The sequence below is a fragment of the Haloprofundus salinisoli genome (genome assembly GCF_020097815.1).
GTDB classification, from domain to species: Archaea; Halobacteriota; Halobacteria; order Halobacteriales; family Haloferacaceae; genus Haloprofundus; species Haloprofundus salinisoli.
Map to the genome: position 1 here is coordinate 2220321 of NZ_CP083663.1, position 21439 is coordinate 2241759.

21 protein-coding genes are annotated in these 21439 nt (G+C 63.9%); 14 read left to right on the forward strand and 7 right to left on the reverse strand.

The features are described from left to right. The first annotated feature begins 62 nt into the window (after positions 1-62). From LAQ73_RS11835 to LAQ73_RS11855, 5 genes are all read left to right on the forward strand, one after another. Positions 63-695, forward strand: coding sequence for a ribonuclease H family protein (locus LAQ73_RS11835; protein WP_224268485.1), 633 nt, complete (start codon positions 63-65; stop codon positions 693-695). A 61-nt stretch (positions 696-756) separates the two neighbouring features. Continuing rightward, positions 757-1344 carry a serine O-acetyltransferase gene (gene cysE / locus LAQ73_RS11840; RefSeq protein ID WP_224268486.1) on the forward strand — a complete coding sequence of 196 codons (588 nt, stop codon included), beginning with the start codon at positions 757-759 and terminating at the stop codon, positions 1342-1344. 54 nt (positions 1345-1398) lie between these two features. Beyond that, positions 1399-2118, forward strand: coding sequence for a twin-arginine translocase subunit TatC (locus LAQ73_RS11845; RefSeq protein ID WP_224268487.1), 720 nt, complete (start codon positions 1399-1401; stop codon positions 2116-2118). Between the two features lie 205 nt (positions 2119-2323). Next, positions 2324-2995 carry a low molecular weight protein-tyrosine-phosphatase gene (locus LAQ73_RS11850; RefSeq protein ID WP_224268488.1) on the forward strand — a complete coding sequence of 224 codons (672 nt, stop codon included), beginning with the start codon at positions 2324-2326 and terminating at the stop codon, positions 2993-2995. A 179-nt stretch (positions 2996-3174) separates the two neighbouring features. Then, entirely contained in the window at positions 3175-3429 is a 255-nt protein-coding gene (locus LAQ73_RS11855; protein ID WP_224268489.1) for a hypothetical protein, read from the forward strand. A gap of 34 nt (positions 3430-3463) precedes the next feature. Here LAQ73_RS11855 and LAQ73_RS11860 read toward each other — a convergent pair whose 3' ends face one another. The 4 genes from LAQ73_RS11860 to LAQ73_RS11875 form a co-directional block, all read right to left on the reverse strand. Then, complete coding sequence (locus LAQ73_RS11860) at positions 3464-3928, reverse strand: SPW repeat protein (protein ID WP_224268490.1); 465 nt, start codon at positions 3926-3928, stop codon at positions 3464-3466. 218 nt (positions 3929-4146) lie between these two features. Continuing rightward, the gene (locus LAQ73_RS11865; RefSeq protein ID WP_224268491.1) at positions 4147-6396 is read right to left on the reverse strand and encodes an NADP-dependent malic enzyme; all 2250 of its coding nucleotides are present in this window, start codon (positions 6394-6396) and stop codon (positions 4147-4149) included. A 73-nt stretch (positions 6397-6469) separates the two neighbouring features. Next, on the reverse strand, positions 6470-7792 hold the full coding sequence (locus tag LAQ73_RS11870) for a DUF7544 domain-containing protein (protein WP_224268492.1): 1323 nt from the start codon (positions 7790-7792) through the stop codon (positions 6470-6472). Positions 7793-7881: 89 nt separating this feature from the next. Beyond that, positions 7882-9030, reverse strand: a complete 1149-nt coding sequence (locus tag LAQ73_RS11875; protein ID WP_224270755.1) for a M24 family metallopeptidase — start codon at positions 9028-9030, stop codon at positions 7882-7884. 268 nt (positions 9031-9298) lie between these two features. Here LAQ73_RS11875 and LAQ73_RS11880 point away from each other — a divergent pair, with 268 nt between their 5' ends. The 6 genes from LAQ73_RS11880 (at position 9299) to LAQ73_RS11905 (ending at position 14052) form a co-directional block, all read left to right on the forward strand. Further along, entirely contained in the window at positions 9299-10192 is an 894-nt protein-coding gene (locus LAQ73_RS11880; RefSeq protein ID WP_486606348.1) for a COX15/CtaA family protein, read from the forward strand. 124 nt (positions 10193-10316) lie between these two features. After that, positions 10317-11300, forward strand: a complete 984-nt coding sequence (locus tag LAQ73_RS11885; protein WP_224268494.1) for a basic amino acid ABC transporter substrate-binding protein — start codon at positions 10317-10319, stop codon at positions 11298-11300. A gap of 3 nt (positions 11301-11303) precedes the next feature. Further along, on the forward strand, positions 11304-12029 hold the full coding sequence (locus LAQ73_RS11890; protein ID WP_224268495.1) for an amino acid ABC transporter permease: 726 nt from the start codon (positions 11304-11306) through the stop codon (positions 12027-12029). A 37-nt stretch (positions 12030-12066) separates the two neighbouring features. Next, the gene (locus LAQ73_RS11895; protein ID WP_224268496.1) at positions 12067-12819 is read left to right on the forward strand and encodes an amino acid ABC transporter ATP-binding protein; all 753 of its coding nucleotides are present in this window, start codon (positions 12067-12069) and stop codon (positions 12817-12819) included. After that, on the forward strand, positions 12816-13748 hold the full coding sequence (locus LAQ73_RS11900) for an amino acid ABC transporter permease (RefSeq protein ID WP_224268497.1): 933 nt from the start codon (positions 12816-12818) through the stop codon (positions 13746-13748). The genes LAQ73_RS11895 and LAQ73_RS11900 overlap by 4 nt, the downstream gene beginning before the upstream one ends. A 94-nt stretch (positions 13749-13842) precedes the next feature. Further along, positions 13843-14052 carry a hypothetical protein gene (locus LAQ73_RS11905; protein WP_224268498.1) on the forward strand — a complete coding sequence of 70 codons (210 nt, stop codon included), beginning with the start codon at positions 13843-13845 and terminating at the stop codon, positions 14050-14052. Here LAQ73_RS11905 and LAQ73_RS11910 read toward each other — a convergent pair. Next, positions 14049-15116, reverse strand: a complete 1068-nt coding sequence (locus tag LAQ73_RS11910) for a zinc-dependent alcohol dehydrogenase family protein (protein WP_224268499.1) — start codon at positions 15114-15116, stop codon at positions 14049-14051. The two genes, LAQ73_RS11905 and LAQ73_RS11910, sit on opposite strands and share 4 nt — an antisense overlap. A 264-nt stretch (positions 15117-15380) precedes the next feature. Between LAQ73_RS11910 and LAQ73_RS11915 the strand changes: the two genes are divergently transcribed. Continuing rightward, the gene (locus LAQ73_RS11915; RefSeq protein WP_224270756.1) at positions 15381-16580 is read left to right on the forward strand and encodes a M14 family zinc carboxypeptidase; all 1200 of its coding nucleotides are present in this window, start codon (positions 15381-15383) and stop codon (positions 16578-16580) included. A gap of 6 nt (positions 16581-16586) precedes the next feature. On the opposite strand, the gene LAQ73_RS11920 is transcribed toward LAQ73_RS11915, so the two are convergent. Then, on the reverse strand, positions 16587-18083 hold the full coding sequence (locus LAQ73_RS11920) for a replication factor C large subunit (RefSeq protein ID WP_224268500.1): 1497 nt from the start codon (positions 18081-18083) through the stop codon (positions 16587-16589). Positions 18084-18139: 56 nt separating this feature from the next. Between LAQ73_RS11920 and LAQ73_RS11925 the strand changes: the two genes are divergently transcribed. Together LAQ73_RS11925 and LAQ73_RS11930 are read left to right on the forward strand one after the other, a co-directional pair. Beyond that, the gene (locus LAQ73_RS11925) at positions 18140-18526 is read left to right on the forward strand and encodes a hypothetical protein (RefSeq protein WP_224268501.1); all 387 of its coding nucleotides are present in this window, start codon (positions 18140-18142) and stop codon (positions 18524-18526) included. Continuing rightward, positions 18519-19580 (forward strand): tyrosine-type recombinase/integrase, encoded by a 1062-nt coding sequence (locus LAQ73_RS11930; protein ID WP_224268502.1) that lies wholly within the window; start codon positions 18519-18521, stop codon positions 19578-19580. Before LAQ73_RS11925 ends, LAQ73_RS11930 begins: the two co-directional genes overlap by 8 nt. 1095 nt (positions 19581-20675) lie before the next feature. On the opposite strand, the gene LAQ73_RS11935 is transcribed toward LAQ73_RS11930, so the two are convergent. Further along, complete coding sequence (locus tag LAQ73_RS11935; RefSeq protein ID WP_224268503.1) at positions 20676-21431, reverse strand: hypothetical protein; 756 nt, start codon at positions 21429-21431, stop codon at positions 20676-20678. Between the last annotated feature and the right edge of the window lie 8 nt (positions 21432-21439).

Genomic DNA, 21439 nt, shown 5'->3' on the forward strand with positions numbered 1-21439 from the left:
GTCTGTATATATCGTGATACTCCAGGCATACATTTAAGTACGAGACTTACCAAGCATGCGACATGGCCGCACACCGTCGGTCATCGCTCAGGAATCTGTTCGACCAGTCACCCACCCCGCACATCGCGCATCCCCCGCGGACCCACCACCGTGAGTTCTACGTTGCGACCGACGGGTCGTATCGTCCCGACGGCGGCGGACTCGGGGCCGTCATCGAGACGCGCGACGGCGTGCGGGTCGCCCGCGTTTCGCTCCCCGACGTCGTCCCCAACAACAACGTCGCCGAGTATCGCGCACTCCACCTCGGCTTGGACGTGTTGGCCGCTCGCGCACCCAAGACCGCGAGCGTCGGCGTACTCATCGACCACGACGACCTGGCGGCGAACGTCAACGCCGCGACGCTCGCCGCCGCCGACCCGTCGTGGAACCCCGCCGGGACGCCGCCGATTCCGGACGGGAGCGAGAACCACTGGCGCGGCATCCTCGCGCGCATCTCGGGGTTCGCCGACCTCCGCGCGGCGCGCATCGACAGCCGCGAGAATCCCGCCCATGTGCTGGCGAACACACCCACCGAGTACGTACACGTGAACCACGAACCCGACCGGTGCGTGCTCCCCGAACCGCTGGAGACCTCGAACGCCGTCGGCGACGGGGTCCTGCCGCCGTCGCGGGCCGAGCGCCCCGCCGGCGACTGAGACGCCCGGCTCGGAATGAAACGCACACAGCTATCCGTCCGCGACGACGACAGTTCGAGCGATGCCGTCACCGTGGACACGACTCCGGGAAGACCTACGCGCCGCACTTGAGAACGACCCCGCTGCGCTGAGTCGCACGGAAGTGCTACTGACGTACTCCGGAGTCCACGCGCTGTGGATGCACCGGCTCGCGCACGCGCTGTGGAACGCACACCTACACCTTCCTGCTCGTCTGCTCTCGCATCTCTCGCGGTTTCTCACCGGCGTCGAACTCCACCCGGCGGCGACGATCGGTCGGCGGGTGTTCATCGACCACGGGATGGGCGTCGTCGTCGGCGAGACGGCCGAAATCGGCGACGACGTCGTGCTCTACCACGGCGTCACGCTCGGCGGCAACTCGATGCGCCGGACGAAACGCCACCCGACCGTCGAGGACGGTGCCGTCTTGGGCGCGAACGCGACGCTCATCGGGCCGCTCACCGTCGGTGAGAACGCCCGCGTCGGGGCCGGTTCCGTCGTCGTCGACGACGTCCCCCCCGAGACGTCCGTCGCCGGGAACCCCGCCCGAGCGCTGGGAGATGGGGCGGACACCGACGACAGCCGAGGCTCGGGGACGGCCACGGACGTCGACGACGTCGACGGTCGCTAACCGAGCGGGGGTCACGGGGAGAAGATTGATAGCACGGTTTGTCATACCGGTCCCATGGTCCTCGAAACAGATCACGCGCGGGAGCTTGGACCCAGAGGGAGTGGCGTCCTTCTGCGGATTGCCCGCGCGCAGGCACGCGAACTCGCCCTCCTGTTTTCCGTCGCCGTCGCGCTGACACTCGCCGCGTTTCGAGCCACCGGCGTCGACCTCCAGAAGGCCGCACTCGGCGTCTACGCATCCGCCGGAACGACGCTCCCGACCGACTCGTTGGTCTCGCTCGGCGTCGAACTACAGGTCGCAGCGCTCGCGGGCGTCGGCGTTTCCGGGGCGGCGCTTCTCTGGCGAGCACGCGCTGAGACTCGTCCGCACGGCGCGCGGACGAGACGGTTGTATCTCCTGTCAGCGGGACTCTGTCTGCTCGGCGTCGTCCTCGGCGCGGTGCTCGTCGTTCCCGCACTGCTGGAACTGCTCAAGTTCGGCGTCCTCAGAAGCGGGTTCGTCCCGGCGTACCGCCCGTACTGGCTGGCGGAGGTGGCGCTGTTTCTACCCATCGCCGTCGGCGTCGCCCTCTCGCTACCGCCGCTGATGGTCGCACTCGTGAGCGACGGCATCGTCTCTTCGACGGTACTCCACAGAGACTGGGGGTTCGTCCTCCTCGGCGTACTCGGCTACGCCTCGCTGTACTCGCCGCCGGACTCGGTGACGTTCGTCGTCTACGGCGGCGTGCTTCTCGGCGGCTACGTCGCCGGGTTGGCCGTGTTGACGTTCGGGTGAGTGCTCGCGACGCGGGGGCTTCTCCGAGCAGAGAGTACGATGACCTAGTACGGAGTGGCGTGTGTCGTCTGTCCCGATGGGGTTCGCTCCCCGAGACTATATAGTGCTATTAGCAATTCTTTTTATCGAGACAGCGACGGTAGACCGTAAGCGGACGTGCGAGCTCGTCCGGACGAGAACGACTCGCCGACCCGCTCTCACGACGATGACCAAAACACTCCTCGAAACGCTGGTTAGCTGTGTCGACTGCGGAACGCGCCGTATCGAGACTGCTACCCGGCGACGACGACTGCGGTTCGCCCGGTCGCCGGAACCGCTGAACGGGCCGCAGTCGATAGCCGACCTTCCGGCGTCGCCGACGTTCCTGTTTCTCTGTCTGGGGAACATCTGCCGCAGTCCGATGGCGGAACGATATCTCGAACGACGCGCCGCCGAAGCGGGACTCACCGATCTGTCGATCGAATCCGCAGGACTCGTCGACCACGGCGGTCGTCCGAGTCCGGAGACGGCCGTCGAAGTCGCCCGGGAGTACGGCATCGACCTCACCGACCACCGGTCGACCGTCGTCGACGAGGACCTGCTGGCCGAAAGCGACGCGGTGTTCGTGATGGACGTCTCGAACGTCACGCGACTCCGCCGACGACACGGGACGCGGGAGGGCGTCTACTGCCTCGGCGCCTTCGGTAATACCCGCGAGTTCGAGATTTCCGACCCCTACGGCGGTGACCGCGCCTCCTTCCGCCGCGTGTACGGAGAGGTCGCTACGGCCGTCGACTCGCTGGTTTCGACCTATCGGGTGTTTCGCTCTCGGGACACGTCGGCGGCGGACGGGTCGGTCGCACGAACGCGGGAGTGCATAGAGGGGAGCGGGAGATAGGAAGAGAACTGCCGGTGGCTCGTTTACACCCCGGAAAGCGCATATACTGCGGCTTAGACGGTACGAGACGATGCCCTCCCTCGCTCGGCGTCGGCTGTTATCCGTGTGCGAGCCGATGGCCTCCGCGCGGACACCGAAGGGCCTATAATGCGTCCTCCGAAGCCAGCCAACGAAAACCGATGCGGAGCGACACAACGGACGACAGGGAAGCGTTCTTCGAGATGGCCCGCGAATTTCCGGCGCGTACCGCGATATTCACGTTCGGCCTGCCGGTGTTTGCACTACTCCAGCTGATAAACGGCGTGGTCCACGAGGGGCAGCTCCTCTACATCGTCGCGTTCGCGGGGCTCGCGGTGGCGTACTCGGCGACGCTCACGCGGTATCACGTCGCGACGTATCGACGCAGGAAGCTCGCGTGGCGGTGGACGCGGTAAAATAACAATTCGAACGCCAGGGCGATATCGGGCGTTAGCCCGCCGTTCTGTGAACGTTCTGGCGTCGGTCCCGTGCTTTGTACGCGCTGTAGGCACCGAGACCGAGCGCGAGCAAGCCGACGACGATGTCGTTCCAGAATCCGAGATCGTTCGCGGTTTCGGTCGCGCCCGCGTCGACCCCGAGGACGAACGGCGCTGCGACGAGCCACAGCCCGAGCACCGCGGCGACGGAGGCCGCGGCGATGTTTCCAAGTTGCTCGTCACCCCGACGGTAGTAGTTGTAACCGCCGACGGCGATCAGGAGGACCCCGACGATGACGTCGTTCCAAAGCTGTCCCGGCGCGAGCTCGAATAGAGCCGACTCGACGAGCATCCAGAGCCCGAGGAGGGCGATAAGTGCCGAGATCCACTTACCGCGTTCGTTCGGGTTCGGGTCGGGGTCGGTCGTCTCTGTTCTTTCGCGCTGACTGTACTCGTTGTCTCTGTTGCGGTCGCTCATTATGATTTCCTCACCGAAAGGTAGGGGCCCTGTCCATAAGCCTCTGCTGCTTGACAGCGAAACCTTCGGATGACTCGCCACCGTAGCGTACTACGCTCCCTGCGTGTCCACGACCGCCACGCCCGCCCGATTCACGATATCAGTTCCAGATTTTCCGCTCGGGACCGTTCCGCGACCCGCTCGCGCAAAAATCTGGACTAAAAAAGCGCTCGCTCGCGTTACTCTTCCTGCGCGTCCACGACCGCCACGCCAGCCAAGTTCACGATGTCCTTTACCTCGTCACCGCGCTGGAGCACGTGGACAGGTTTGTCCATGCCGACGAGCATCGGGCCGATGGCCTCCGCGCCGCCGAGGCGCTGTAGCAGTTTGTAACCGATGTTCCCGGCTTCGAGGTTCGGGAAGATGAGCACGTTCGCCGGCTCGTCGAGCTCCGTGAAGTCGTAAGTGCCTTCGAGGATGTCCTCGACGACGGCCGTGTCGGCCTGCATCTCGCCGTCGACGGGGAAATCGACCTCGGGGTCGTCGTGGAGCATGTCCACCGCGTTGCGCGGTTTTCGGGTCCCTTCGTTCTCGACGCTGCCGAAGTTCGAGTACGACAGCATCGCTGCGCGCGGTTCGACGTTGAACCGCCGCGCGAGGCTCGCGGTGTGTTTCGTCACCTCCGCGAGCACGTCCGCTGTCGGGTCGAGGTTCACTGTCGTGTCGGCGGCGAAGATGACGCGGTTCTTGAACGTCAGCATGTACACGCCGGCGGCGTAGTCGGCGTCCTCGGCGGTGCCGATAACCTGCAGCGGCGGCCGCAGCGCACTCGGGTAGTGGTGCGTGAGCCCGGTGAGCAGCGCGTCCGCGTCGCCCTGTTCGACCATCACGCTGCCGAAGTAGTTGCTGTCACGGCGAATGAGTTCGCCCGCCTCGCTCCGGGTGATACCCTTGCGTCTGCGGAGTTCGTGGAGTCGGTCGCCGTACTGTTCGTGGTCCTCGCCCGCCGGGTCGACGATGGTGGTGTCGAACTCCAAGCCGAGGTCCGCGGCGGTCGCGCGGATGGTGTCGGCGTCACCGAGGAGGATGGGTTCGGCGATTCCCTGCTCCTGTATCTGGTACGCCGCGCGAATCATCTTCTCGTCGGTGCCCTCCGCGAGGGCGACGCGCTTCGGGTTCGATTTCGCCTTGTTGAGCACGACGCGCATCATCTCCCGGGACTTGCCGAGACGGGCTTCGAGACGCTCCTCGTAGTCGGTCACGTCGATATCTTTCCGCGCCGCGCCGCTGGTCATCGCGGCCTGCGCGACGGCGGGGGCGACCTCGAACAGCACGCGGGGGTCGAGCGGTTTCGGGATGATGTACTCCGAGCCGAACTGCAGCGGTTGGTCGCCGTACGCCTTCACCACGGCGTCGGGGACGTCCTGTCGAGCCAGCTCCGCGAGCGCGTCGGCGGCGGCGACTTTCATCTCCTCGTTGATCTCGGTGGCCCGCACGTCGAGCGCGCCGCGGAAGATGAACGGGAAGCCGAGCACGTTGTTCACCTGATTCGGGTAGTCGGAGCGTCCCGTCGCCATGATGACGGTGTCGTCGCGGGCGTCTTTGGCCGCCTCGTAGGTGATCTCGGGGTCGGGGTTCGCCATCGCGAAGATGACGGGGTTGTCGGCCATCGACCGGACCATCTCCTGAGAGACGATGTCGGCGACCGAGAGGCCGACGAACACGTCTGCGTCCTCCATCGCGTCGGCGAGGTCGCCGTTCGGGCGGTCGGCGGCGAACTCGCGCTTGAACTCGTTGACCTCGTCGGAGCGGTCGACGGTGATGATGCCCGAGGAGTCACACATCGTGATGTTCTCGCGCTTCGCGCCGAGCGAGACGTAGAAGCGGGCGGTGGCGATGGCGCTCGCGCCCGCCCCGGAGAAGACGATGTCGAGCTCGGAGAGGTCTTTCTCGACGATCTCCGCGGCGTTCAGAAGCGCCGCCCCCGAGATGATGGCCGTCCCGTGCTGGTCGTCGTGGAAGACGGGGATCGACATCTGCTCGCGGAGGCGCTCCTCGATCTCGAAGCACTCCGGCGCTTTGATGTCTTCGAGGTTGATACCGCCGAACGTCGGCTCCATCGCGGAGACGCACTCGATTATCTCGTCGGGGTCGGCGCGGTCGAGTTCGATGTCGAACACGTCGATGTCGGCGAAGCGCTTGAACAGTACGCCCTTGCCCTCCATAACGGGTTTCGACGCCTGCGCGCCGATGTTGCCGAGACCGAGGACGGCCGAGCCGTTCGAGACGACGCCGACGAGGTTCCCCTTTGCCGTGTAGTTGTACGCCTCGTTCGAGTCCTCAGCGATGTCCAGACACGGCGCGGCGACCCCCGGCGAGTACGCCAGGCTCAGGTCGCGTTGGGTGTTCGTCGGCTTTGTCGTCGAAATTTCGATTTTGCCGGGAGGCGATTGCCGGTGGTACTCCCGTGCGTCGTCATCCAGCCCCATGGCTGCGGCGACTCCCTCCGTCAGCAAAAAACTATGGATAGCGTCGATACCGAGGTTCGACGAACGACGAATATCAGCGTTTATCGGGACCGAATCTGAACCCCGAGTCGTCGTCGCGCTCCTCCTCGTCGGCGTCGGCCTCGTCGCCGCCCGCAGACGGCGTCTCGTCGGTCGTCGACCGCCGCGACGACGAGTCGCCCGTGGAGCGACCTGTGGATTCGTCCGTGGTGTAACCTGTGGGTTCGTCCGTGGAGTCGCCGGCGGACCGCCCGTCGTCGGTTCGGTCGTCGCCGACTCCGCCGGGGCCGCCGGGTCCGTCTCCGCCGCCGAACTCGTCTCCGGTGTTTTCGTCGCTGTCGTCGTCCGGAATCGTGACGAGGGCGAACGACGGGTTCGAGCGCCCGAGAACGATGAGTTCGTACATCCGGAAGTACGTCTGGACGACGATTCCGACCGGAAGTGCAACGATCAGGAAAGCCACAAACGCCGCCAGAAGCGTCAGTCCGCCCAGAACGACGGTGGCCGGAGAGAGCGTCGCACCGAACACGCTCACGATTGCGATGACGACGACCACGGTGATCGCACCGATGACGAGTCCGGGGATGGCGACGACGATACTGGTGACGATACCGACACCGATGCCGAGGATGGCTCGCATGACGAGGTAGACGAGATACTGTTTCCACTCGCCGCGCAGCGTCGGCCAGAAGCGCCGCCACCCTTCGACGACGCCGACGTCGTCGACGAGCATCACGGCGGTGACGAACGTGTTCGTCAACCCCACGACGAGGCCGAGAACGATGCTTACAACCGCGAGGAGGGCGAACACTGCGACGAATCCGATAGCGCCGAGTCCGGTGACGATGCCCGGAGCGACGCCGACCCCCGATAGGAGCTCGGGTGCGGCGAACGCGAGGACGAAGAGCAACACGCCGGCGATAATCGGGACGTTCACCGCGAGCGTGAGGAGCAACTTGAACGCGAACAGCCGAACCCCCTTACCGAGTCGGCGGCGGAACGGGCCGCGGATGCGCACGTCGTCGGTGCGGAGGGCGTCGAGGAAGACGAAGCGCATCACGTCGCCGACGAGACCGAACAGGAGGGCGAGAACGACGAGTAGCACGAAGAGCCCGGCGACGAGAAGGGCTATCTGGCCGAGCGTCCCGGGGTCGACTCCGGTCGTCGGGTCCGGCGAGGGCGTCGGCTGCGGCTGCGTCGGCGTGTCGCCGGCGTTGCCGAAGCCGCCGAAGTTCGGCGGCGTGCCGCCGGTGCTCAACGCACCGAGGAAGAACACGATCACTGCGAGTCGGAGCCACCGACCGAGACTGAACGGGAACAGGAACCGACGAGTCGAATCTATCGCGTCGTCGATTGAATCGATTGCGTACCAGGGCACGGTCGCATGATTTCACCCAAACGACAAATACGTTGCCCTTAAAAGGACGAGTTGCGGCGACTGCGCAGTCACACGGTTTCGCGGCGCGACTACAGCGACAAGACGTCGGGCCGTTCGACCGTCGCGTCGTACCCCACGGCCTCGACCTCCCGGGTCGGCCACTGTCCGGTGCTCGTGAGCACCTCGAACCCGTCGTCGGTGACGAGTACGGTGTCCTCGCTTTTCGCGCCCTGAATCGTCGGGTTCCAGGCGTACCCCATCGGGAGATGGACCTCGTCGTCGGCCGTCGGCGACCCGAACCACTCGCGTCCGTCGTAGCCCGCCGCGCCTCCTTGGTGGTGTTTTTGCCACTCGTCGGGGAAGCCGACGCCGTCGTACGCCTCTCGAACCGCACCGAAGACGTCCGAGGCCGGTCCCTTCTCGCGTCCGACTGCTCGCGTCGCCGCCAGCGCCGTCGCTTCGACTCGCGTCGCCTTCTCGTGTCGCTCCGCCAGCCACTCCGGCGGGTCGAACGCGACGGTTCGGGTCGTGCTGGCGTGCAAGCCGCCCCGTTCGGCCGTCACCGAGACGAGCGCGTAGTCGCCGAGTTCGGCGAGTTTCGGCGTGTAGTGGCGATACGACTGCGCGCGCTCGGCCCCGCCGACGAGGACGACGGGCGCGTTGATGCCGCGCGCCGAGAGCGTCACGCGCAGCGCCGACGCCGCCTCGTGCTCGGTGTCGCCGGATTCCAGCTGGCGACAGACCTGCTCGACGGCCGCGGCGGTGTCGCGGCCGAGGCTTCGATACGCCTCGACGTCCGCCTTGGAGAGCGGTTGTCGCAGCGCCGAGGCGTCGACCGATTCGAACCCCGGCACGTCGAAGTCCGCCGCCGCGTTCTCCGGCGAGTGGTCGGCGACCGAGTCCGCGAGCGACGACTCGTACCACTGTCCCGTCTCGACCGAGAACTCGTCGGGGAGTTCCTCGTCGACGAGGCGCGGCGCTTCGATGTTGTCGGTGACGACGCGGAACTCGCCGGCGTTGGCGTCTCCGTTCTCGGGAGCGACGTAGCCCGCGGCGGCGACGCCGAGGTCGGCCGTCGCGCTGACGACGTTGTCGCCGCCGGTGAGCCACGCAAAGGAGTTCGGGCGGGCGAACCAGACGGCGTCGAGACCGGTGTCGGCGAGATACTCGCCGAGCCGGCGTCGCCGGTCGTCGAGTCGATTGGAATCTACCGCCTCCGCGGTTCCGCTGACGCTAATCCCGGTATCGTCGGTGTGGTCGGTCACGTTCGAATACACCGGCGGGACGTACTTCAACCGGTCGAAGGCGGTCGGCCACGCCGTCGGCCGTCCGTTTCGGCTCGTCCGGCTCGGCCGGTTCGACGCTCGTTTCGGCGCGCTCGTTTCGGCGCGATTCACCCGGCCTGATCGGACTCGCTCGATTCGGCGGTTCAGCGTTCGAAGAGTGGACCAGACGGGCGTTCGGACAGGTCTAAGTACGCCCGCCCCCGACCCTGCGCTAGGGATTATGCTGAGAACACGCACCCGCCCGAACTGGTTTTCGTTCCGGCGCTTTGCGGCCTTCACCACCGCGTCGACGGCGCTACTCATGATGTTGGGCATCTACACCGCCGCGACCGGGTCCGGACTCGCCTGTTCGGCGCAGTGGCCGCTGTGCGACAACGGACTGCTGCCGCAGACGATTCCGAGTTTCATCGAGTGGTTCCACCGCCTCGTCGCGATGATCGTCGGCTTCCAAATCCTCGGAACGACCGTCTGGGCGTGGAGACGCGGCGCGAAGCGGAGCGTCAAACTCCCGATGACGCTCGCGCTCGTCGTCCTCCCCCTCCAGGTGAGCATCGGCGCGGTGACGGTGACGCTCTCGGGACTGATTCCGAACGGCTACTCGGTGCCGACGCAGGCGGCGCACTTCGTCGTCGCGCTGACCATCTTCACCGCGCTGACGTTCGGTACGCTCCGCGCGTACGACGGGCAGTTCCGGCGGTCGGCGCTCGAACGAGTGAACCTCGCGCTTCCGGCGGCGCTGGTGCTCGTCGTCTTCGCGGCGCTGACGAGTCGGGTCTGGGACCTCTTCCCGTACGGTTCGACGACCCAACCGCTTTTCATCGGGTCGACGCTCGCCGCCATCGCGGCGCTCGTCGCGGCACTGGTGTGGGTTACGCAGGCGTCGGAGACGCAGACGTCGCTGACGCGTCTCCGTCCGCTCGTCGTCACCGCCGTCGGTCTGCTCGTCCTCATCGCCTTGCTCGGTCGTGATCTCGTCATTTACACGCCGCTCATCCGCGACCTGAACGCGCTGCTGTTCGCCCTTGCGGCGCTCAGCATCGCCGCCGCGACGTGGCTCGCACGGCGGGTCGACGCCGCCGAACAGGCGACCACGCACAGCGTCAGCGGCGATTGAGACGACCGCTGGCCTGATTCTTCTCTGCACTTCTTTATCAATAGTATAATAAACACATCACTGCCCGTGGTGATTTACGGTCAGGAAGAAAAGTTGAAGCGTCTGCTTAGCCTCGTCTATCGATATGAAGTCAAACCGTCAGTCTGGCGTCAGTCGTCGGACGTATCTGAAGTTGGCCGGAGCAGGGAGCGTCGCGGGACTCACCGTAACCGCCGGATGCAGCGTCGACACCGGCGGAGACGGCGGTGGAGACGGTGGCAACGGCGGCGACGGCGGCAGTGGCGGCTCCGGTAACGACACCGGAACCGAGGGCGGAGACAGCGCGGGGAGCATGGAAATCGTCCCCGGCACTGCGCCAGGGTTCCCGCCGTTCGAGTTCAAAGACGAATCCGGCGAGTTGGTCGGCTTCGACATCGACCTGCTGGAGGCGGTCGTCGAAGAGACCGACTACACGCTCGGCGACTGGCAGGAGTTCGAGTTCGACTCGCTCATCCCGGCGCTGCAGAACGACCGCATCGACGTCATCGCCGCCGCGATGACCATCACCGAGGACCGCCAACAGACCATCGCGTTCTCGGACCCCTACTACAACGCTGACCAGGCGATTCTGGTCGCCGGAGGAGGCGACTTCAATCCGCAGTCGCTCGACGACCTCGCCGGGCAGACCGTCGGTGCCCAAGAGGGGACGACCGGCGCGGGCGTCATCGAGAACGAGCTCGTCGCCGACGGCGACATCCAACAGTCGAACTTCCGCACCTACGGCAACTACGTTCTCGCCGTCCAGGACCTCGAAAACGGCAACGTCGACGCGTTGGTCATCGACCAGCCGGTCGCGCAGACGTTCGCCGACCAGCGCAACGTCGAAATCGCGTTCGTTTACGAAACGGGCGAGCGCTACGGCTTCGGTCTCCGCCAGAACGAGAGCGACGTGCAGTCGGCGCTCAACGAAGGACTGCAGGCGGTCCGCGACAGCGGCCGGTACGAGGAGATTCGCAACGAGTGGTTCGGCGGCTCCGGCGAGGGGGCGTCGGGCAACGAGTCGACCGGAAACGACTCCTCCGGCAACGCCACGGGCACCAGCTCGAACTCGTCCGCAGTCGGGGAGTAACGGATGGACCCGACAGTCGTCGCACAGGCCACGGGCGACTGGGCGTTCGTCCTCGACAACGCCCCGTATCTTCTGGTCGGTGCAGTGCTGACGGTGGTTCTCACCGTCGTCAGCATGCTTCTCGGCTTTCTCGTCGGGTTCCCCGCGGGTATCGTGGAGGTGTACGGCGGCCGGGTGAGCCGGTTCGTCGTCGAAGTCGTCGGCATCGTCCTTCGAGGCACGCCCATCGTCGTCATCCTCATCTTCATGTACTTCGTCTTCTCGACGCCGAGTCTCACGCTCGGACTGTTCGATATGTCCGTGACGCTCTCGGACGCGTTCATCGCGGGCGCGTTGGGTCTTGGACTGCGCAGCGCGGCATACCAGTCGCAGATTTTCCGCGGCGCGATTCAAAGCGTCGACGAGGGGCAGTTGGAGGCGGCACGCTCGGTCGGGATGAGCAAGTTCGCGGCCATCCGCCACGTCGTCGTTCCGCAGGCGCTTCGACGGTCCATTCCGGGCTTCCAGAACGAAGTGACGATCGTCCTCAAGGACACCAGCGTCGTCTTCGCCATCGGCCTCGCGGAGCTGCTGACGCGGAGCTACGACCTGTTCGTCCGCCAGACGACGGCGGTGTTAGAAGTCGTGCTGTTCGTCAGCGCCATCTACTTCGTGCTGACGTTCGTGACGAATCGGGGACTGGACTTCGTCGGGTCGTACTACGAGATACCGAGCGGTGAGCAGGCGTGACGGCGGGTTTGAGGCAGTTCGACGGAGGTCGACGCACATGAGTGACACGACACATCTACTGACGGTGGACCGCGTCTCCCAGAGCTACGGGACCGAGAAAGTGCTCCGCGACATCAGTTTCGAGATGGACCGCGGCGACGTGACGGTGCTCGTCGGCCCGAGCGGGTCGGGGAAGTCGACGATGCTCCGGTGCGTCAACCGACTCACCGAAGTCGACAGCGGGGACATCTACCTCGACGGCGAGCGCGTCACTGGCCCGGACGTCGACGTCAACGAACTCCGCAAGGAGGTCGGCATGGTGTTTCAGGACTTCAACCTCTTCGCGCACCTCACGGCGCGGCAGAACATCATGCTCGGGCCGCGCCGCGTGCTCGGCCTGAGCAAGGAGGAGGCGCGCAAACGCGCCGACGAGCATCTGGAGATGGTCGGACTCACGCCGCAAGCGGACTCCTACCCCGGCGAACTCTCCGGCGGGCAGCAGCAGCGCGTCGGCATCGCCCGCGCGCTGGTGATGGAGCCGAAACTGATGCTGTTCGACGAACCGACGAGCGCGCTCGACCCCGAGCTCATCGGGGAAGTGCTGGAGGTGATGCGCGACCTCGCCGAGCGCGGGATGACGATGCTCGTCGTCACTCACGAGATGAGCTTCGCGCGCGAGGTCGCCTCCGAGATGCTGTTTCTCGACGGCGGGAAAATCGTCGAGCGCGGCCCCCCCGAACAGCTGTTCGATCGCCCCGAACAGGACCGCACGGCGTCGTTCCTCCGGCGCATCACCGAGATGCACTCATGAGCGAGCCCGTCGTCGACGCCGCCCGGGAGGGAGAGGGCGAGACCCGCATCTCGACCGGCGCGGTCGGACGAGCGCTGCTCGTCGCCGCCGGCGTCCTGTTCTGGGGCTGGCTGCTGCTGCGGTGGGCCAACGACTGGCTCGGCGGCCTGTTCGTACCGGTCGGACAGCCGTTCGTCGCGCCCGCGACCATCGAGTCGTTCGGCACCGGAATTCCGTTTCTCGCGGGCGCGTTCGAGTCGCTCGCGTTCGCTGCCGAGTATCTACCGATACTCTCGGAGGGGCTGTGGCTCACGCTCGTACTCACTGTCTTGGGGATCTTCTTCGGCTTCTTCATCGCCGTGCCGCTGAGCGTCGCCCGCGTCTACGGCGACGTCACGAAGTACGTCTCGCTCGTCTACACCGAACTCCTGCGCGGGACGCCGCTTCTCGCGCAGTTGTTCGTGCTCTACTACGGGCTGAACTTCTCGGGGCTCGTCCCCGGCTTCCTCGACGGCGTGTTCGCCAACAACGCCGCGTGGGCCGCGCTCGTCGGGTTCATCCTCAACAGCGCCGCCTACCAGGCGGAGTACATCCGCTCGGCGCTCCAGAGCGTCGACACCGGACAGCTCACGGCGGGCCGCGCCATCGGTCTCTCGAAAGTGGACGCGATTCGGTACGTCGTCCTCCCGCAGGGGCTCCGCTTCGCCATCCCCGGGTGGACGAACGAACTCATCTACCTCATCAAGTACTCCTCGCTGGCGGCGTTTATCACCGTCCCCGAGCTGTTCAAGCGCGCCAACGACATCGCCTCCTCGAACTTCCGCTACACGGCGATGTTCACCATCACCGCAATTCTGTACCTGGCGCTCGTCATCACGGCGTCGCGGCTGATGAACTACGTCGAAGACCGGACGTCGATTCCGGGTCTCGGCTCGGGGAGCGGGCGGTAGAAGGCGTTCTGATTCGCGCTCTCCGCCCGGTTCTTTTCCCTTCTGTCGATCGATAGTCGAAACTATACCGTGGCTGTCCGGACGGGGATACGACATGTCGCCCTCCAGTGCGAGCGAGGTTATCACGAACGGCTACAGAGTCGGGTTGCTGCTGATACTGTACGAAATCGCCCCGATGCACGGACTCGACGGTGTGCTGTTCAGCATCGGGTTCGTGCTCTGTCTCGCGTTCTCGGGGTTCGGTTTTCTTCGAGTGTTAGTGCGGTGGTCCGAAGAGCGGGACTCGTCCGAACTACCGAGCTAGAACTCCGTCACGACCTCGATACCCTCCGTCTCGTAGTTCGTCATCGCCGCCAGTCGCTCCGGGACGTCCGACAGCGCCACCTCGCGGCTCACGAGCGCGCCGGGGTCCACGTCGCCGGTCGCCAGCAGCCCCAACAGTTCCTCGTAGCGCGTCGGCGGCATCCCGCGAGAGCCCAAGAAGGAAATCTCCTGCATCGTCATCCTGTCCGTCGGTAGCGACACCTCGCCGCGCTCCTTCTCGGTCGTCAGACCGAGTTGGACGTGCGTGCCGCGCTTTCGGAGCGAAAAGACGGAGTTCCGGCACGTCTCTTCGAGGCCGAGCGCATCCACGGAGACGTGCGCGCCGCCGTCGGTCTCCGCCCGAATCGCGCTCGTGACGCCGCGGCCGTCGAGGTCGCTGGCGTCGACGGTGGCGTCCGCGCCGGCCTTCCGCGCGAGGTCCAGTTTCTGGCTATCGATGTCGACGGCGATTACTCGCGCGCCGACCGCGTTCGCCACCTGAACGGCCGAGAGGCCGACGCCCCCGCAGCCGTGGACGGCCACCCAGTCGCCCGTCCGGAGGTCGGCGCGGTGGGCGAGCCCGTGGAAGGCGGTCATGAACCGGCAGCCGAGCGCGGCCACGTCGCGGGCGGCGACGCCCTCTGGGAGCGGCATCGCGTTGTAGTCGGCGTAGGGGACGTGGACCTGCTCGGCGAACGCGCCGGGCGCTTCCGACTGGAAGCCCAGCGAGAGGCCGTCCGCGCAGACGTTCCCGTGCCCGTTGCGGCAGTACGGGCAGGTGCCGTCGCCGAGGTTGAACGGGACGGCGATTCGGTCGCCCTCGCGGAGATGGTCGACGCGCTCGCCGACGGCGACGACGTGACCCGCGGGTTCGTGGCCGAGAATCTGGCCTTTCGGCACCTGGTCGCCGGCCCACTCGCCGTGTCCTTGCCACGCGTGCCAGTCGCTCCGGCAGATGCCGCAGGCTTCCACGTCGACGACGACGCCGTGTGGGTCGGGGTCGGGGGCGTCTACGTTTTCGACGACAAGCGGTTCTCCGTACTCGTGCAGGACTGCGGCGCGCATCACGCCCCGGTATGCGAAGCCATCACAAAAAGCCGCGCGTACACGTCCCGGAGTGCCGGTGTCCTTCGCTGTGACGACGGGTCGTCACCACCGACACTCCGGTAAGCCGTACGTTCTATCCCAGGCCGAAAAACGTTTAGCACCGACTCGCACCTTGGGTGAACTATCTTCCCTCAAGACCGTTCCCCGAAGGCGACCCGACGGCAGTATCTGGCGACGGTCGGACTGGCGGCGATTTCGGCACCTAGCGCCGTCGAATCGGCGATCGGCGCGACCGACACTCGACGCGCTCGGCAGTCGGACTCCGCCGCGTCGCTCACGAACCGACAACTCGCGGCGGAACTCCGCGCGCTCGCCCGTTCCTCGCACGTCACGCTCCGCCGAATCGGCCGCTCCGCCGGTCGAAACGATCCTCTCTGGGAGCTTCGAGTCGGGCGGGGTGAGACGAACGTCCACCTCGTGACGCAACTGCACGGCGACGAACCCGCCGGAACCGAAGCGATACTCGCCCTCGTCCGCGAGATGGTCTCGAACCCCGAGGCCAACAGGGACCTCCTGAGTCGACTCACACTCACCGTCGTTCCCCGGGCGAACCCCGACGGGGCGATGTTCGCCCGCGACGAGGACGACGACGGGACCGAAGAGCGCGTCACCCGTCGCGAGAACACCCAGCAGTGGCGAGAGCGCGACTCCCGACACGAACCCGACTACCACACCGCAGACGGACCGCCCGGCTACGACCTGAACCGCGATTTCGACCCGACTGCCGAGACGCCGGATGCCGACGGCTCGTCGCAGACTCGGGCGCCCAGCGAATGGACGCGGTACGACGAAGACGGCGAGACGCGGTGGCGACACGACCGGACCTACCGGGGGTACACTCTCCGCGGATGCGGCCTCGAACTCGCGCCTGAAACCGCCGCCGTCGCCGACTCGTACCGACGTGCGAACCCCGACGTGGCGATAGCGCACCACCACAAGAGCGTCGAGGCCGAGGGGCGCGGCAGCGAGACGTCCTCGCTTCTGAGCGTCATGGCTCCGTTCGGACCGTCGTATCTCGAACGAGCACCCGCCTACGAGCCGGACGAACCCCCCGAAACCATCGTCAACCCGTTCATCGACGCCGAGACGAGTCGGCGCTCGCTCCGACTCAACTCGTTCGTCGCCCATCAACTCTCGTCCGTGGGTGGGTTCGGGAGAGTGACGCGCTACGGCTACGAACCGCTCTGGGGGTCGTACCTCGACGCGCTCTCTCCGAGGACGAACGCCGCCGGGATGCTGTACGAAGTCGCCGGGCAGTCCGACGAGCGCGACAGTATCGACTACGCCCGAAAAGTCGCCGTCTCGCGGGCGGCGTTCCGACGGACGCTCGAAGCGCTGGCGTCGGACCCGGACCTCGGAACCGTCGACGAGAACCGGTACTTCGACCTGCCGGTCGAGTCCGGCGGGCCGACGAACCGATAACCGCGATCAGAAGAAGTCGGTGAGCCCCGACTGACCGTCGTCGCTCTCGTCCTCGTCGTCACCGCCGGCGCTGCTTTCGTTGCCGCCGTCGGCCGCTGACTCGGCCGGGTCGTCTTCTTCGGCCGTCTCCGAGACGGCGGCCGGGTCGTCTTCTCTCGGGTCGTCGTCGCCGTCGCTTCCGCCCTCGGAAGTCCCGCTCGGCGAGCCAGCGAACGCGCCGCCGGAGTGTGCCTCCATCGCCTCCCCGCGGAGTTGCTGGGCGTCCTCGACGATGGACTGGACCTTCTTCGTCGACTCGCCGCTGCCGGTGACGTGGGCGACGTGTTTCTCCTCGAATTCGTAGTACGCCGCCATTTCGACGGTGAGGTCGCGCGGCTTGCAGTGGTGGGACATCACCGAGAGGTACGGGACGATGCGTCGCCGGGCGATGCTCATGCTCGTCCCGCTGGATTCGGCGACGCGGCGGGCCACCTCGTCGCCGGTCTTATCCTTCGAGCGCCAGAACTGCGGGCGGCCGTAGCGCGTCCACCCTCCCTTCGTGCCGTCGCGGGCGGCGGCGACGCCCGCGGCGAGGTTGTCGCCCGCGTAGCGCCAGTAACTGTAATCCTGACTCGCACGCACGCGACCCAGCCAGCGGTCGGCGTTGGCGAGGAACTCGTAGGCGCGGGCGACCTCTTCGCCCTCGTACACGTCGAGCATGTTGTCCTCGACCCACTTCGTCAGGTCGTCGGGCGTCTCGTCTACGTCGTAGGAGGTGTACAGCGCCTCCCGCGGCGACTCCTCTTTGAGCACCTGATCCAGAAACTCGAAGATGCCCACGGAGCGGTCCCGGTCGCTCGTTGCGACGGACTCCTCGGTGATGCTGTCTCGGCCCTCGGCGGCGGCCTGGAGGTCGTTGACCGCGCCGCGGAGGTCGCCGCTGTTGACGTCGGCGATTCGCTGGAGCGCCTCAGACTCGTACTCGACACCTTCCTGACGGCAGATGTCGCGGAGGACGGGAACGATAGAGCGCGCGCTCACGTCGCGGAACTCGATCGACTCGCAGGCGTTACGCAGACCGCGGCTCATCTCGTAGAACTCGTTGGCGATGAGCACCATCGGCTGACCCGCCTCCTTGACGAGTTTCGTGATGGCGCGCGCGCCGCCGCGGTCGTAGTTACCGTGGATGTTGTCCGCCTCGTCGAGGACGATTAGCTGTCGCCCCGACTCGCCTCTGCTCGACCCGCCGAGCGTCTCGTTCATCGCCGCGCGACCCGCGAAGCGTTCGATGACGGCGGCGGTCCGCTGGTCGGAGGCGTTCAACTCGACGGTTTCCCACCCCATGTCGTTGGCCAGCGCGTGCGCCGCGGAGGTCTTGCCGACGCCGGGACTGCCGTAGATGATGACGGCGTCGCCGTGGTCGTCCCACGTCTGCGCCCACTCGCGGAACTGGTCGCGGGCTTTGTTGTTGCCGCGTATCGCCGACAGCGACCGAGGGCGATACTTCTCTGTCCAGTCAGTCATATTATCCGGATACCCTCCCGATACCTTTACAACATTTTAGCGTATCTCGATGCTCCATGGGTGACTCCGTCACTGTCGAGGTAGTAGTGGACGCGGGTGTTAAAGCCGATTGGAAACACCATGCAGAACAAAATGCTCAGTACGACCACCTAAGCGATCTCGTCCGGACCGCCGTTAGCAAGCAAATTGCGAGAGACAAAAGCGAGGATGCCAGAGATGTTCCGGACGGTATCAAGAACATGTTCTACGACATCGAGAGTCAATACGAACGCTTAGAGTCGTTAATGATGTCAGCGAACCATTCACTCGAATCCCTTGAGAACCAGCACGTCACGCAAGATGACATCGAGGACACCATCGCCTTCCACACCAGCAAAATCCAGTCCGTCCTCGAAGAAATGGACGACTCGAACGAAACCGGGGAATCAGAGTCGGATGAGTAACACCAACAACGACACCGATGATGATCCACGCGGGCCATACGCGTCGCTTCCGGACGTCGAAACCCTACCCGATCCGGCACAGGAGTACATTGAGGACAGCAAATACACTGTGTCGAAACGCGGGTATTTGAACCGGAAGTCGAGTATTCGGCACTACGCAGTGTTCTGTGCGGAGACAGGTCGGGATTTACTGGCGCCCGGGAAGTACGCAATTCGGAAATTCCAAATCGAGCAGCGAAAACATGGGTACAGCGACTCAACGATCTCGAATCGAGTGTATGACTTGTCGAAGATGTTCCGGACGTTCCAGGATCGGGCCGAAGACCCGAACGAGACAGTACCGCCAGAGCTTGAAGGAATCAAGAACCCGATGGATGAAGCCGGGTGGGAGTTGCTCGTGGAACGAGAGGACAATAAGGACCCGCGGTACATCGAAATAGAAGATTACAAAAAAATCCTCGAGGTGGTTGAAAAGTTGAGAGATCTCGTGCTTTTGAGATTGTTGTGGGACACGGGGGTGCGGGCGCGGGAATTGGTGTCGCTGCGTCTCGACAAAATCATCTGGGAAGAACGTGCGATTGAGACGGTAACGGTGAAACAGGAGGGTGAGAGTGAGTGGCGAGAGATTGACGATGAGGATACGGATCGGACAGTGTATTTCACGCCGAAAACGGAGCGGTATCTCAGGGAGTGGATTGAGGGCGGTGCGCGAGATGGGTTCTTGTCGGCAAGTGAGTCACCGTATATTCTCGTTGGGAGGCAGAGTATGCAGTTGAATCCACGGCGCCCGACGGAAATCGTGGATGAGTATGCGGAGATGGCGGGTGTGCAGGAGCCTTTGGGTCCGCCGAATGCGGCGGGGGAGCAGCGGCGTGCTGTGACGGCACACACGTTTAGACACAGCTATGCGGTGCATCGTGTCAAAAAAGGGATGCCGATCCCGTTCTTGAAGGAGTTGATGGGGCATAGCGATATTGAGCATACCGAGATGTATCTTCGGTTCAAGGGGGAGGATAAGGCGGAGGCAGAAAGGAAGTACAGGCCTATTGTCTAAACCTACCTAGCAAGAGGTTGTTGCAAGAGATTGTGGATTGTGAGTGTGTGCTGTGAGACTCACTTGTGTAGTGTGAATGTGAGGCGTGAGCGAGGTTAGTGTCCTCGGTCAGTGAACGAGTTGCTTCGACACGTCGGGCATCCTTGAGTTCCCCTGTCGGTGTAGTGGCCACATTGTGAACAGCAGATTTTCCCTTTCGGCGTGTCTTCTTGCAGGTCTTCGAGGTCAGGATCTATTCCGGTGTCATCGGACTCGTTTGGGGGTTTGGGTGGTCGCCGAGTTCGATCCATTGCTGTTGGAGTTGTTTGATTTCGGTTACCTGCTCTCCCGTTGCTCCACCTTGTTCAGATAGCCGAAATCCGATCCACATTCGAACGAAAGAAAGTCCTATTTCGAATCTGAAACCCTTGAATACGACAGGTTGAGTCGGTAACCCGACACCGTACATAAACAATAGAGTTCAGCGGTTTGCGGTCCGCCGTGAACTACCCTTAGAAATTCTCGGACAAGTGTTGGTCACAGTCAATACTGCATTCGGTGCAATATTGATTGCCTTGTTGGTGTTTGTCCTTGGTCGGCGAGCCGCACGGTAGGCGTGTTTGGTGCAGTCTTCCAGTTCAGCAGGTTCCCTGAATCGAATAGCTCGTCGACAGTCATCTTGAGAACCAGGTCGTTTTGTGGTAGTGAAGGAGCCTCTGTGGGAGGACGGTGAAGTGTTCTGATCTTCACTGGGTACTACTGGGAATACACTTATTCATGCCAGTTTATTCGTCTGATATATGCCTGGCATCGAACACGGGTACGACCGGTAAATTTCGATGGTTGTCGGGGCGCTAATTGTAGCAGTTCTTATCGGAGAAGCTGTACCACGTCTTGTCGAGGCTTCTGCCCAGAATGCTATGACCTCGTAGAGGGAGGTGAAGACGGTAGCTTCCAATACGGGGAAAATACCGATTCGAGCGGGATGAGAAAAATCTCCGAGAGGCTGTAGAGGCGATGGAGGCCAACGAGGATGTGGAATTGTGGTTGAACGAGACGACCCTCGACGAGGCAGCAGACACGCTTGATGAGTAGTTGAGGAAGTATAATCCCGGTTCAAATCTCCCTCTCCTGATTATAAACACCGAGCCGGCCTTCCGAAACTTGAAGAGCCAAGGTGTGGAGTGCAAGTAAGCAGACCGCTGCACGCTCATGGGAAACCTCGATGATTTCACCATGAGTGATTGTGTTCCTAAGATTTGTGATATCGTCTTGCAGAAAATCACCGAATCCTCGAGGGATGAATTTCTCGATTAACTTACCAAGCCCCTTCGGGAACTCGTCATCCTCCTCTCTAGTTTGTCCACTTATACGGACATATGGACGCCCATCACGTTTCGTTACCTCATGTCCGTTTTTCAACGCCCAATCCATAATGAAACCCTCAAACTGAGGAGTAGCTCCATACAGAAAGAGGCGATAACGCCCATCACGATACTCATCAGCTAACTCTTCTATTGTCTCCCATCGTTCGACATGGAGCGGACTCCGCGAGATATCGTCAAGCATCTCTCCGATTTCCTCTTCGTTGAGACGCTCTGCCACAAATTCACGGGCTTCTTTCTCACTATCTTCATACTGTCCCTGGAACTGTTCGTATTCTTCCGGAGAAAGGAACCATGCCCACGCAAAGTGGTCATCTGGTTCAAGAAGGGTTTGGAAAGCCTCTTGCGCTGCTTTGTTGTTACAGCGCTCAATTACAGCACGGTCAAGTTTCCTTTGGTCTCGGCGTCGATCTGGGGGGAAAACAATATCATCCAGTCCGTCATTCAGTGGCCCTATATTGATTGGAAGCTGTTCGAGGTCTCGCACAGTATATC